A 12,940-nucleotide genomic window follows, 5' to 3' on the forward strand; every position below is an offset into this window, starting at 1 on the left:
AACCAATCTGGTGCAAACCGCCCCAAATCAAGGAGTCTCTGCATGAAACCGATCCGCCTCGCCGTCGCCATTGCGGCAGCCGTCGCCGCCCAGACCGCCGTTGCCCAGCAGCCCACGCTGTACCTCGGCGCCTACGGCGGCTCGACCGAGAAGCTGTTCAAGGAAAAGATCATTCCGGCGTTCGAAGCCAAACACGGCGTGAAGATCGTCTACGTCGCCGGCAACTCGACCGATACGCTGGCCAAGCTGCAGGCGCAGAAGAGCAAGCAGGAACTCGACCTCGTGCTGCTCGACGACGGCCCGATGCAGCAGGCGGTGCAGTTCGGCTTCTGTGACAACGTGAAGCCCGAAACGACGAAGGACCTCTATCCGCTCGCCAAGCTGAACGACAAGTCGGTCGGCGTCGGCGTCGTCGCGACCGGCCTGGCCTACAACACCGAAGCCTTCAAGAAGGCCGGCCTGCCGAAGCCGACGTCGTGGGAAGCACTGACCGACAAGACCTTCAAGCAGAAGATCGCGATCCCGCCGATCTCGAATACCTACGGCCTGCATTCGCTGCTGATGTTCGCGAAGCTGCGCAACGGCAGCGCAACCGCAATCGACCCGGGCTTCAATGCGCTGAAATCCGAAGTCGGCCCGAACGTGCTGGCCTGGGAGCCGTCGTCCGGCAAGATGACCGAGCTGTTCCAGAACGGCGACGTGACGCTGGCCGTCTGGGGCAGCGGCCGCGTCGAGGCGCTGAAGGACACCGGTTTTCCGATCGAGTTCGTCTATCCGAAGGAAGGCGCGCTGGCGCTGATGATCGCAGCCTGCCCGGTCGTGCAAAGCGACGTGCCGCAGCAATCCCAGGCGCTGCTGCAGTACCTGCTGACGCCCGAGGTGCAGGTGATGCTGGCCGAGAACCAGGGCTGGGGCCCGGTCAACCGCAATACCAAGCTGGCGCCGGCGTCCGCCGCGAAGGTGCCTTATGGCGAAGCGCAGGTCGGCAAGCTGATCCCGACCGACTGGACCGTCGTCAACGAGAAGCGTGGCGAGTGGACGGCGCGCTGGAACCGCACCGTCGAGCGCTGAGATAGAGGGGCCACTGTCATGTCTTTTCTGCAACTGAACGATCTCGCCAAGCACTTTGGCGATTTCACCGCGGTCGACGGCCTCTCGCTGTCGGTCGAAAAGGGTGAATTCCTGTCATTGCTGGGCCCGTCGGGTTGCGGCAAGACGACGACACTGCAGATGGTTGCAGGTTTCGTCGAGCCGAGCCGGGGCCGCATCGTCTGCGATGGCAAGGACATCACGCAGTTGCGTCCGGAAAAGCGCGGAATGGGCGTCGTCTTCCAGAGCTACGCGCTGTTCCCGCACATGACGGTGGCCGACAACCTCGGCTTCGGCCTCGAGATGCGCGGCGTGCCGCGCGCCGAACGCAAGCGCCGGGTCGGCGAGACGCTCGACCTGGTGCGCCTGACCGGGCTTGGTGACCGTTATCCGAAGGCCTTGTCGGGCGGCCAGCGCCAGCGTGTTGCGCTGGCCCGTGCGCTGGCAATCCGGCCCGAGGTGCTGCTGCTCGACGAGCCGATGTCCAACCTCGACGCCAAGCTGCGCGAGGAGATGCACATCGAACTTCGCGCGATCCAGCGCCAGCTCGGCATCACGACGATCCTGGTCACCCACGACCAGGTCGAGGCGATGACGATGAGCGACCGCGTCGCGGTGATGTACGGCGGGCGCATCGTGCAGCTCGACACGCCGTTCGAGGCCTACGAACGGCCGCAATCGGCATTCGCATCGACCTTCCTCGGCCGGACCAATACGGTGCCCGGCACCGTGGTCAAGGCCAATGGCCGCTGCTGCGAAGTCGATCTGGCAGGCGTGCGGATGAATGTCCCGCACCTGGGCAAGTCCTACGACGGCAAGGTCGACATCTATCTGCGGCCCGAACGCATCCGCGTCGTCGAGCCGGGCAGCGGCATTGCCGGACAGGTCGCGAACCGCGTCTTCCTCGGCAACCACTGGATGCTCGAGGTCGACAGCGTGCTCGGCCGGCTGCGTGTCAGCCAGCCGAACGGCGGCACCGTGCCGCCGGCGGAGGGCACGGCCGTCGGCCTGACCTGGGCCGACGACGACGTGCGGCTGCTGCACACGGAGGCTCCTCATGGCCGCTGATGCCTTGAAGCCGCGCAGCACGGCCGCTGCGCCGTGGCTGATGTCGGCACCGGCGCTGCTGCTCTTTCTGGGGCTGCTGCTGGTGCCGCTGACGATGACCGGCCTGCTGTCGTTCAACGCCTTCGACGGCAGCCGAGGCGTGCTGCCCGAGTACACGCTGGCCAACTATGCCGACGTGCTCGGCGACGAGTATTACCACGAGATCTTTCTGCGCACCGGTGGCATGGCGCTCGCCGTCACCTTCCTCTGCGTATTGTTCGGTGTGCCGGAGACGCTGATCCTGGCGCGCATGCGCAGCCCGTGGCGCTCGCTGTTCCTGGTCGTGATCCTCGGCCCGCTGCTGATCTCGGTGGTCGTTCGCACGCTCGGCTGGGCGATCCTGATGGGCAACAACGGGCTGATCAACGAGGCGCTGCTCGCGCTCGGCCTTGCCGATTCGCCGGTCAAGATGCTGTTCACGATGACCGGCGTCGTGATCGCGCTGACCCACGTGCTGATGCCGTTCATGGTGATCTCGGTCTGGGCCGCGCTGCTGAAGCTCGACCCGCAGATCGAGAATGCCGGCCTGTCGCTCGGCGCCAAGCCACTGACGGTATTCCGCCGCGTGATCCTGCCGCAGATCGTGCCCGGCGTGCTGTCGGGTTCGATCATCGTCTTTGCGCTCGCCGCATCGGCCTTCGCAACGCCGTCGATCCTCGGCGGGCGCCGCCTGAAGGTCGTCGCGACCACTGCCTACGACGAATTCCTCAGCACGCTGAACTGGCCGCTCGGCGCGACCATCGCGGTGCTGCTGCTGATCGCCAACGTCGTGATCATCCTCGGCTGCAACCGGCTGATCGAGCGCCGTTATTCCGCGGTCTTCGACCGCTGACAGGAGAACCATCATGAGAAAGAACGGCTGGCTCTCGCTGGTCTACCACGCCCTCTTCATCGGCTTCATCCTGGCGCCGCTGCTGGTCGTGATCGCGGTCTCGTTCACCAGCAAGGGCTATATCTCGATGCCCACCGAAGGTCTGTCGCTGCGCTGGTTCCGCGCCATCCTCGACGCGACCGAAATCGTCGACGCCTTCTGGCTGTCGTTGTGGCTGGGCCTCGCGTCGGCGACGATCGCGGTGGCGCTCGCGGTACCGGCCGCGCTGGCGATGGTGCGCCATCGTTTTGTCGGCCGCAATGCGCTGATGGCGTTTTTCCTGTCGCCGCTGATGATCCCGCACGTCGTGCTGGGTGTCGCCTTCCTGCGCTTTTTCTCGACGATGGGTTTTACCGGCTCGTTCGGCTGGCTGGCGATGACCCACGTGATCGTCGTGATGCCGTACGCGTTGCGGCTGGTGCTGTCGGCAGCGACCGGGCTCGACCAGGATGCAGAACGCGCCGCGTTGTCGCTCGGTGCGAGCCGCTTCACCGCGTTCAGGCGCATCGTGTTGCCGCTGATCCTGCCGGGTGTTGCCGGCGGCTGGATGTTGTCGTTCATCCAGAGTTTCGACGAGCTGACGATGACGGTGTTCGTTGCGACACCGGGCACGACGACGCTGCCGGTTGCGATGTACAACCAGATCGCGCACACGATCGACCCGCTGGTCGCTTCGGTGTCGACGGTGCTGATCGTCGGCACGCTGATCCTGATGCTGATCCTCGATCGACTGGTCGGCCTCGACCGCGTGCTGGTCGGCAAGGGCTGAAACAGTGGCCGCAACCGTTCGTGATCAGGCCGACGTCATCGTCGTCGGCGGCGGCCTCGTCGGTACCGCGGTCGCCTACGGCCTCGCGGCGCAGCAGGCGCGCGTGATCGTCGTCGACGAAGGCGACCAGGCCTTCCGCGCCTCACGTGGCAATTTCGGCCTGGTCTGGGTGCAGGGCAAGGGTTATGGCTACACGCCCTATGCGCGCTGGACGATGCAGTCGGCGCGGGCCTGGCCGCGACTCGCCGCCGAGCTGCGCGAGCAGACCGGTGTCGACGTGCAGCTGCGCCAGCCGGGTGGTTATGCCTTCTCGTTTTCCGACGCGGAGATGGCCGCCAGGAACGATCGCCTGCAGGCGATCCGCAACGATCTCGGCGGCAGCGCGGACGACTATCCGTTCGAGATGCTCGATCGCGCGGCTGTCCGCGACCGGGTGCCGCAGATCGGGCCGGATGTGGTCGGCGCGAGTTATACGCCGCTCGACGGCGACGTCAATCCGCTGAAGCTGCTGCGCGCCTTCCATGCGGCGATGCACCGTCACGATGTCGAGCTGCTCGGCGGCCGCTCGGTGCAGGCGATCGATTTTGCCGACGGCCGGTTCGCGGTGCGCACCGGCAGCGAGGTGCTGCAGGCGCCGCGCATCGTGCTGGCCGCCGGCCTCGGCAATGCCAAGCTGGCGCCGCTGGTCGGGCTGAACGCGCCGGTGCAGCCGAACCGCGGCCAGGTGCTGATCTGCGAACGCGCGGCACCGTTTCTCGATTTTCCGACGCTGAACGTGCGCCAGACCGATGAGGGCACGGTGCAGCTCGGTGACTCGATGGAGGATGTCGGTCTCGACGACCGCACGACGACCGAAGTCGTCACCGCAATCGCGCGGCGCGCGGTGCGCACCTTCCCGGCCTTGTCGCGGCTGAAGCTCGTCAGATCCTGGGCTGCGCTGCGCGTGATGAGCCCGGACGGCTTTCCGATCTACCAGCAGTCCGACCGCTGCCCCGGCGCATTTGTCGTCACCTGCCACAGCGGCGTCACGCTGGCGGCCAACCATGCCCAGCTGCTCGCGCCGTGGATTCTGGGCGGCGCCGCACCGGCCGGCATCGACTCGTTTTCCGGCGACCGCTTCGCGGACCCCAACCGTCAATATACCCATGGCCACTGAAATCCTGTTCCGGCAATTGCCGTCGGCGGCATCCGCCGCCACCGTCCAGATCCGCTTCAACGACCAGCCGCTGACGGTACCCGCCGGCAGCAGCGTCGCGGCGGCCCTGCTGCTCGCCGGTGTGCAGCGTTTTCGGGGCTCCGCGGTCAGCGGCGGCTCGCGGGCGCCCTACTGCATGATGGGTGTGTGTTTCGAGTGCCTGGTCGAGATCGACGGCGAGCCGTCGGTGCAATCGTGCCTGGTCACCGTGCGCGAAGGCATGTCGGTGCGCACGCAGGACCATGCGCCGACGGTCGCAGCGGCGGAGGTCGACCATGCAGCTTGAACAGGTTGATGTCGTCGTGATCGGCGCCGGACCCGCCGGCATGTCGGCGGCGATCGCCGCCAGCGACGCCGGTGCCTCGGTCGTGTTGCTCGACGAGCAGGCGACCCCGGGCGGCCAGATCTACCGTGCGGTGACCGAGTCCGATCCGCAGCGGCTGGCGCTGCTCGGCCCCGACTATGCGGCCGGCGGCGACCTGGCGAAGGCCTTCGCGGCCAGCGGCGCGCGTTACGAGCGTGGCGTCGCGGTCTGGGAAGTGACGCGCGAGCACCGGGTGAATGGGATGCAGAACGGCGGCGTACGCGCCTGGCAGGCCAAACGCGTGGTGCTGGCGACCGGCGCGATGGAGCGGCCGTTTCCGATTCCGGGCTGGACACTGCCCGGCGTGATGACGGCCGGCGCGGCGCAGATCCTGCTGAAGACGACGCAGGCAGTGCCGCAGGACGGGCTGGTGCTGGCCGGCTGCGGGCCGTTGCTTTATCTGCTCGGCTGGCAGTATCTCCGGGCCGGCGTGAAGATTCGCGCGATCGTCGATACCACCGAGCGCGCCGATTACCTTCGCGCGGCACGCCATGCCGGCGGTGCCTTGCGCGGCTGGCCGATGCTGGCCAAGGGCCTGAAGCTGATGGCGGCATTGCGTGCGGCGAAGATTCCGTTCCACAGCGGTGCCAGCGATCTGGCGGTCGAAGGCAGTGAGCGTGCGCAGGCATTGCGTTTCAAGATCGGTGGCCGCGAGCAGCGCATCGATGCCGATGTCGTGCTGCTGCACCAGGGCGTGGTGCCAAATACCCAGATCAGCTGGTCGCTGCGTGCCGAACACGACTGGGACGACGAGCAGCTCTGCTGGCGGCCGCAGACCAGCGCCTGGTACGAACTGAGCACACCCGGCATCTTCATTGCAGGCGACGGCGCCGGCATCGGCGGCGCATTGGCAGCGGCGACTCAAGGCCGGCTGGCCGGCCTGGAAGTGGCACGCCAGTGCGATCACATCGACGAGGCGCAACGTGATCGACTGGCCGCACCGCTGCGCCAGGAACTGAGCGGACAGCTCGCAATCAGGCCGTTCCTCGACGCCTTGTACCGGCCGAAACACCGCGTGCCGGCCGACTCGGTGACGGTATGCCGCTGCGAGGAAGTCACCGCCGGCGACATCCGCGCCCATGTCGACCTCGGCTGCAGCGGCCCGAACCAGGCCAAGGCTTTCGGCCGCTGCGGCATGGGCCCGTGCCAAGGCCGCATGTGCGGGCTGACGGTGACCGAGGTGATCGCCGATGCGCGCAAGGTGGCGCCGGCCGAGGTCGGTTATTACCGGATCCGGCCGCCGATCAAGCCGGTCACGCTCGGAGGCCTGGCCCGTGAAAGCTGATCCGACGACGGCCGGCGGCTCCGATGTGCTGATCATCGGCGGCGGGCTGCAGGGCTTGTCGAGCGCGCTGCAACTGGCGCGCCGCGGCTGCAGCGTGCGGCTGCTCGAAGCCGACTATTGCGGCCGCCATGCGTCCGGCGTCAATGCCGGCGGCGTGCGAACGGTATATCGACACATGGCCGAGGTGCCGCTTTCGGTTGCCGCGCGCACACTCTGGCACAACCTGGCCGACCTGGTCGGCGAGAACCCGGGCTTCGTCGCCAGCGGCCAGTTGAAACTGGCCGAGACCGAGGCCGAACTGGAGCGGCTGCGCCAGCGCGTCGAGCAACTCAATGCGCTCGGCTATACCCATGAGGAACTGGTCGGGCCCGAGGTCGTGCGCGAACTGGTGCCGGCACTGACGCCGAACATCAGCGGCGCGATCTGGGCCGCCGACGACGGTTATGCCTATCCGTATGGCGTCGTCACCGCCTTCCGCCACGCCTGCGAGCGCCTCGGCGTGATCATCCACGAAGGCACGCCGGCCGATCGCATCGAGCGTATCGGTGAACGCTGGCAGGTCGACACGCCGAGCCAACGCTTCGACGCCGACTTCCTCGTCAATACCGCCGGCGCGTGGGCCGGCGAGTTTGCGCGCCAGGTCGACGAACCGGTGCCGCTCGAGGCCGTCGGGCTGATGCTGATGGTGACGACGCGGGTTGCGCCCTTCGTCAAGCCGGTGCTCGGCGCAACCGGTCGCGCGCTGTCGTTCAAGCAATTTGCCAATGGCACGGTGGTGATCGGCGGCGGCCTGACCTGCGCGGCAGACCCGGTGGCAGGCCACGGCGAGGTCGACATGATGAAGCTGGCGACCAGCGCCCGCACCGTCACCGACCTGTTTCCACACCTGCGCGGCATCGCGATCAACCGCGCCTGGGCCGGCGTCGAGGGTTTCATGCCGGATCACATTCCGGTGATCAGTGCCAGTCGCACACGGCCCAATCTGGTTCATGCATTCGGCTTTTCGGCACATGGCTTCGAACTGAGCCCGATCGTCGGCCAGATCGTCGCCGAGTTGCTGCTCGACGGCCGCAGCACGCAGCCGATCGCGCCATTTGCGATCGACCGCTTCGCCGCCGCGCCCGCCGCGGCATCCCCCTCCTCCTCTCAAAGCCTCGCCGCATGACCACCGACATCCAACGCCATCAATCGAACCAGCGCCTGTCGCGCATCGTCGTCCACAACAACACCGTCTATCTGGCCGGCGTCACCGCCTCCGACCGCAGCGGCGACATCGGCGCGCAGACCGCCGATGTGCTCGCGAAGATCGACGGCTACCTGGAAAGTGTCGGCTCGAGCCGCTCGCGGCTGCTGTCGGCACAGATCTGGCTGCGCGACATCGAGCGCGACTTCGCCGGCATGAACGAAGCCTGGGCCGCCTGGATTCCGCAGGATGCGGTGCCGACCCGAGCGACCTGCGAAGCCAAGCTGGCCTCGGCCGAACTGCTGGTCGAGATCATCGTCGTCGCGGCCTGCTGAGGCCGCTGTCGAGCGTCAGGCGCGCTTTCGCTGCTCGCCTTCACGTGTCGCTCGCTCGACCGCGATGCCGGCGGTAAAGCCGTGGATCACCGTCGATGCGACGATCGTGAAGGCGACGGTCGCCCACAACGCGCCCTTGTCCGCCATCTCGATGTGGCTGGTCGCGTAGGCAACGTAATAGACCGAGCCGATCCCGCGGATGCCGTAGAAGGCCACAACCGCCTGTTCGCGCGGCGACGCGCTGGCCTCGCCGCGCAACGCCAGCCACGCACACAGCGGGCGAAAAACCAGGATCAGGCCGAGGCCGATCGCCACTGCGCTCCACGACAGGTGCGGCCACAGCTGGGGCAGCACCGCGCCGAGGGCAAGCAGCAGCAGCGCGGTCAGCACATGCTCGATCGATTGCACGAAGTCGTGCAGCTTGGCATGGAAGTGGTGGCGGGACTCCTGGCGGCGCAAGGTCAAGCCCGCGACAAAGGCGGCGATGAAGCCGTAGCCCTCGACCGCTTCGGTGACCCCGTAGACGATCAGCACGCCGGCAAAGGCGGTCAGCGCCGAATTTGTCTTCGCCAGTGCATTGCCGCCTGGCCAGTCGAACATGATCTTGCCGAGCAGCCAGCCCATTGCCGCGCCGGCCAGCGTACCGACGCTGATGCGGTAGCAGACATCCCACAGCAGCCAGTCACCGAGCAACGGCAGGTCGAGCTGTCCGGCCGCGGCGAATGCGACTGCGAGGTAGACGAACGGAAAGGCGAGCCCGTCGTTCAGCCCGGCCTCGGTGGTCAGCGTGAAGCGCACCGGATGCTCACCGCCCTCCAGCGGCGGGCCGACCTGGATATCCCCCGCCAGCACCGGATCGGTCGGCGCGAGCACCGCACCGAGCAGCAGCGCGCCGGCGAGCGTCATCGACCCGATGGCCCAGCCCGCGAGCGTCACCGCGGCGATGCACAGCGGCATCGCGATCAGCAACAGGCGGATCGTCGAACGCCATTGCGCACCAGCCCCCAGCTTGTCGATCCTGAGGCCGACGCCGAACAGGCCGACGATCACGCACAACTCGCTGACGATCTCCCAGGGTTTGGGCAGCGTGACCGGATCAATGCTCTCGCCGACCCCGAGCCCGCCGAGCGCCACCAGCCCGAGCCCGATCAACAACGCCGACGACGTCGGTTCGCGCCCCGAGACGAAGCGCGGCAGCCAGTACGACAGGATGACGATCAGCCCGATCGCGACGAGCAGCAGGTGATAGCCCGAAACATCGTAGGTCATGAGAGCCGGTTCGTGGCCGCGGCAATGGGATCAGCCGGCACGGCAACGGTACGATCCGGCCGGCCGGCGGGCTGTCGGACAACGCCCCGATTCCGCGAGAGACAGGCCGTTGCAGGGTTTTGTCGCCCGGGCCGGCTGAAGGAGGCGCCGCGGGTCTGCCTCAGGCCTCGCTCAGCGTCAACAGCATGTCGGCATACCAGGCGCAGTTCAGGCCCAGCGATTCGTCGACCACCTTGTCGCGGTTGCTCATGTCGAGCCGAGCCGAGTGCACGCCGAGCAGCTTCCACGGCAGCTCCGGGTCGGCAGACGCCGGGTCGTGCATCACGATCGGCGCGCCGCTGGTGCCGCGGTGGGTGCGCGCATCGGTCAGAAAATAACCCTGGCCCTGGAATCGCATGCCGAAGGCCGATGCAATCACCGCCTGCCTGACGACCGGCAGGTGGTGCAGCGTATCGTGGAAGCCGAGCGGGAAGCCGACCACGAGCAGCGAACTGCCGATCTGCACCGGCTGCTCCGAATCCTGCAGGTGCTCGGGCGTGAACGCCCGCAGTACCGTCGTCGCCGGCAGGGCGGCGCGTTCGAGTTCGATCATCGCGATGTCGATCTCGCCGCCGCTGTCGGTACCCTGGCGCCACTGGCTGCGGCCATTGCGGTACAGCGGCACCGAAAAGCCGATCGACCGGCCCATGTCGCGCTCGCGGGTATGCAGTTCGATCTCGATCCGGTTCGGGTGGTGGCCGCTCGGCTTGTCGAGCAGCACATGCCGGCTGGTGACCAGAAACAGCCGCTCGTCGCGGCGAAAGAAGAAGCCGCTCGCATTGGTCATCGAGCGCTGGTTCTCGTAGGTGACGATGCGCGCGGCGGTCAGCAGGATCGTGTCGATCATCACGGCCTCCGGGGGTGGTTGCCGTCGACGACGGTGCGGGCATCAAGCATCTGGACTCCTGTGGCTGCACAGGTTAGCACCTGGCAGCCAGCAGCGCCTCAGGCCGTCTCCGGCAGCGGCGTGCCGGCAACCGCAGGCGCCGCGCCGTCGTCGTCGCCGTCGGTCTTCGGCAGCGTGCGAATGCCGCGGATCAGCGGCGAGCGCCAGGCGGCGATCGCCAGCAGCAGCGCGCTGCCGCCGGCAAATGCCAGCGATGCGCGCAGCCCGACATGTTCACCGAGCCAGCCGCCGAGCAGCGCACCGGGGCCTGCCGGAATCAGGATCAGCCAGCGCATCGTGCTGGTCATCCGGCCGAGCAAAGCGTCCGGCGTCACCGCCTGGCGCAGCGCGAGGAAGTTGATGAAGACCAGCACCGCGCCGGCGGCAAACAGCATCAGCATCAGCGCGAACAGCGGCGCGCCCCAGGCATTGGCCGGGACAAACGACAGCAGCAGCCAGCCGGCGCCGCTGACCGCAAAGCCGAGCACCAGGCAAGGGCCGGGGCCGATGCGGCGGCTGATCCGGTTGCCGAACATGCTGGCGACCACGGTGCCGAGGCCCATGCCCATGTAACTCAGGCCGACCGCCTGCTCGCTCATGCCGAGCTTGCGGGTCGCGAACAATATCTGCACGACGATCGCCGCGTGGTGACACATCTGCCAGACGCCGACCGCGATCGCCAGCGCAACCAGCAGGCGGTTGCCGGCGACGAAGCGCAGCCCGGCGCGCAGGTCGTTCCAGAACCTTGCACCGGCAAGCTGGCGGCGCTGCTCGTTGATCTGGATGCCGCGCAGGATCGCCGCCGAGACGACCAGCAGCAGCGCGTCGACCAGCAGCGCGAGCGGCGCGCCGACCATCTTGATCAATGCACCGGCGAGACCCGGACCAGCGACTTCGGCGCCCGAGTGAGCCAGCGCATTTTTTGCATGCGCCTCGACCAGCCGGTCGCGCGAGACGACCTGCGTCAACACGATCTGCGCGGCGCTGCCGGCGACGGTGTAGACGGTGCCGATCACGAAGCCGGCCACATACAGCCAGTTCATCGACAACCAGCCCATCCACCAGGCGAGCGGCACACTCGCGACCACCGCGGCGAGCAGCAGTTCGCCAAAGATATAGACCGGCAGCTTGCGCACGCGGTCGAGCCAGACGCCGAACGGCAGCGAAAACAGCACGAACGGCGCGATTTCCATCGCCGTCAGCAGGCCCATCTGCGTCGGCGTGGCATGCAGCAGCACCGCAGCGGTCAGCGGCAAGGCGAGCATCGTCACCTGGCCGCCGAACGAGCTGATCAGGATCGACGTCCACAGCCGCCGGTAGATGGCATTGCGCAGCAGATCGCCGGCGGGCAGCGCAAACCGCGCGCGCAATTGGCGCAGCCATCGATCGTTCAATTCGAGAAGCGCCGTCTTCATCGCGGCCACCCCATTCTTCTTCTTGACGCGTTGCCTTGTGGGCACGCTGGCGGGTCGTTGGACCCAGGGCAGCGGAAGAAAAACTGCGCTTCTTCCGCTGGTCTCTCAGCGGAACTTCGGATCGAAGTCGGATGCCGGGAGGGCTAGAAACCGGTGCAAACCGGCGCGAACCAGATGTTCGCTGCGCCGATGGCCCGTCGCGACTGGCCGGCCGGCAGCGGGCCGCTGTTGGCGGCGTGCGTGATGCTGGCGTGGATGGCGTTCATCGGCGTTTTCCGGCGGGAGAGGTGAATCCTATCAGCCGGCTCTCGAAGCAGGCAAGGCGGTTTTCAGCCGGATGTGGCGCGCCGGCAACCGCAGGAACGAAAGCCGCGGACGTTCGAGCGACCGACGCTGGCAAGCGGCGTGAATCTGCCGCCGGCCTCGACGCCGCGTGGCAGATGACGGGACCTCCCGGCTTGATCGATCAATCAAGTCGACGTAGACTGACTTGAATGAGCGCTCAACCCAGCCAGCAGGAAACCCGCTCGCGCATCGTCGTTGCAGCGATGGAGCTGTTCTGGCAGAAGGGTTACCAGTCGACCAGCATTGCCGATCTGCTGCAGCGCGCCGGCGTGCACAGCGGCAGCCTGTATCACTTTTTCCCCGGCAAGCAGGATGTGCTGCTGGCGGTTCTCGATCTCTACCACGGTGGCATCGACGAGATGCTGCTGGCGCCGGCCTGGCACGGTATCGACGATCCGATCGAGCGCATCTTCGCGCTGCTGGCGGGTTACCGCGAGGCCTTGCTCGGCACGGACTGCAGCTATGGTTGCCCGATCGGCAGCATCGCGCTCGAGCTGCACGAACCCGACCCGCCGGTGCGTGCCGGCCTGATGGCCAATTTCACGGCCTGGACCGATGCCGTCGAGCACTGTCTTGTCGACGCCGGCCCGCGGCTGCCGGACCGGCTCGACCGGCGCGCACTCGCCTGCTTCGTGTTGACGACGATGGAAGGCGGCGTGATGCTCGCCCGCACCTACCGCGATGTCGCGCGATACGACATGGCGGTCGGCCAGTTGCGGCAATACCTCGACCAGTTGCTGCAGCAAGGCGATGCCGCAAGACCGCCACGCAAGACCCGAAGGAGTTGA

General features: G+C 67.3%; 14 protein-coding genes. 10 read left to right on the top strand and 4 right to left on the bottom strand.

Going from position 1 to position 12,940, the window contains the following annotated elements; translation table 11 throughout:
• Positions 1–42: 42 nt before the first annotated feature.
• Genes ACNH6H_RS09210 through ACNH6H_RS09250 form a run of 9 tightly spaced genes read left to right on the top strand, consistent with a single transcriptional unit; the run spans position 43 to position 8,198 of the window.
• Positions 43–1,071, top strand: coding sequence for an ABC transporter substrate-binding protein (locus ACNH6H_RS09210; RefSeq protein WP_418317200.1), 1,029 nt, complete (start codon positions 43–45; stop codon positions 1,069–1,071).
• 18 nt (positions 1,072–1,089) lie between these two features.
• Positions 1,090–2,157, top strand: a complete 1,068-nt coding sequence (locus ACNH6H_RS09215) for an ABC transporter ATP-binding protein (RefSeq protein ID WP_418317201.1) — start codon at positions 1,090–1,092, stop codon at positions 2,155–2,157.
• Complete coding sequence (locus ACNH6H_RS09220; protein ID WP_418317202.1) at positions 2,147–3,028, top strand: ABC transporter permease; 882 nt, start codon at positions 2,147–2,149, stop codon at positions 3,026–3,028. The genes ACNH6H_RS09215 and ACNH6H_RS09220 overlap by 11 nt, the downstream gene beginning before the upstream one ends.
• Positions 3,029–3,041: 13 nt before the next feature.
• Entirely contained in the window at positions 3,042–3,836 is a 795-nt protein-coding gene (locus ACNH6H_RS09225; protein WP_418317203.1) for an ABC transporter permease, read from the top strand.
• A gap of 4 nt (positions 3,837–3,840) precedes the next feature.
• Complete coding sequence (locus tag ACNH6H_RS09230) at positions 3,841–4,992, top strand: NAD(P)/FAD-dependent oxidoreductase (protein ID WP_418317204.1); 1,152 nt, start codon at positions 3,841–3,843, stop codon at positions 4,990–4,992.
• Positions 4,982–5,317 carry a (2Fe-2S)-binding protein gene (locus ACNH6H_RS09235; protein WP_418317205.1) on the top strand — a complete coding sequence of 112 codons (336 nt, stop codon included), beginning with the start codon at positions 4,982–4,984 and terminating at the stop codon, positions 5,315–5,317. Before ACNH6H_RS09230 ends, ACNH6H_RS09235 begins: the two co-directional genes overlap by 11 nt.
• Positions 5,307–6,680 (top strand): FAD-dependent oxidoreductase, encoded by a 1,374-nt coding sequence (locus ACNH6H_RS09240; protein ID WP_418317206.1) that lies wholly within the window; start codon positions 5,307–5,309, stop codon positions 6,678–6,680. Before ACNH6H_RS09235 ends, ACNH6H_RS09240 begins: the two co-directional genes overlap by 11 nt.
• A complete protein-coding gene (locus ACNH6H_RS09245; protein WP_418317207.1) occupies positions 6,670–7,845 on the top strand; it encodes an NAD(P)/FAD-dependent oxidoreductase in 1,176 nt (391 codons plus the stop codon). The genes ACNH6H_RS09240 and ACNH6H_RS09245 overlap by 11 nt, the downstream gene beginning before the upstream one ends.
• Positions 7,842–8,198, top strand: coding sequence for a RidA family protein (locus ACNH6H_RS09250; RefSeq protein ID WP_418317208.1), 357 nt, complete (start codon positions 7,842–7,844; stop codon positions 8,196–8,198). The genes ACNH6H_RS09245 and ACNH6H_RS09250 overlap by 4 nt, the downstream gene beginning before the upstream one ends.
• A 15-nt stretch (positions 8,199–8,213) precedes the next feature.
• Here the strand turns inward: ACNH6H_RS09250 and ACNH6H_RS09255 are convergent, their stop codons facing one another.
• From ACNH6H_RS09255 to ACNH6H_RS09270, 4 genes are all read right to left on the bottom strand, one after another.
• Positions 8,214–9,467, bottom strand: a complete 1,254-nt coding sequence (locus tag ACNH6H_RS09255) for a cation:proton antiporter (RefSeq protein ID WP_418317209.1) — start codon at positions 9,465–9,467, stop codon at positions 8,214–8,216.
• A 160-nt stretch (positions 9,468–9,627) separates the two neighbouring features.
• Entirely contained in the window at positions 9,628–10,353 is a 726-nt protein-coding gene (locus tag ACNH6H_RS09260; protein WP_418317210.1) for a S1 family peptidase, read from the bottom strand.
• Between the two features lie 98 nt (positions 10,354–10,451).
• Positions 10,452–11,852, bottom strand: a complete 1,401-nt coding sequence (locus ACNH6H_RS09265) for an MFS transporter (RefSeq protein ID WP_418317211.1) — start codon at positions 11,850–11,852, stop codon at positions 10,452–10,454.
• Between the two features lie 98 nt (positions 11,853–11,950).
• The gene (locus ACNH6H_RS09270) at positions 11,951–12,073 is read right to left on the bottom strand and encodes a hypothetical protein (protein WP_418317212.1); all 123 of its coding nucleotides are present in this window, start codon (positions 12,071–12,073) and stop codon (positions 11,951–11,953) included.
• Positions 12,074–12,301: 228 nt separating this feature from the next.
• On the opposite strand from ACNH6H_RS09270, the gene ACNH6H_RS09275 reads away from it, so the two are divergent.
• Entirely contained in the window at positions 12,302–12,940 is a 639-nt protein-coding gene (locus ACNH6H_RS09275; RefSeq protein WP_418317213.1) for a TetR/AcrR family transcriptional regulator, read from the top strand.

Source organism: Pseudideonella sakaiensis (genome assembly GCF_048320135.1).
Lineage (GTDB): Bacteria > Pseudomonadota > Gammaproteobacteria > Burkholderiales > Burkholderiaceae_C > Ideonella_A > Ideonella_A sakaiensis_A.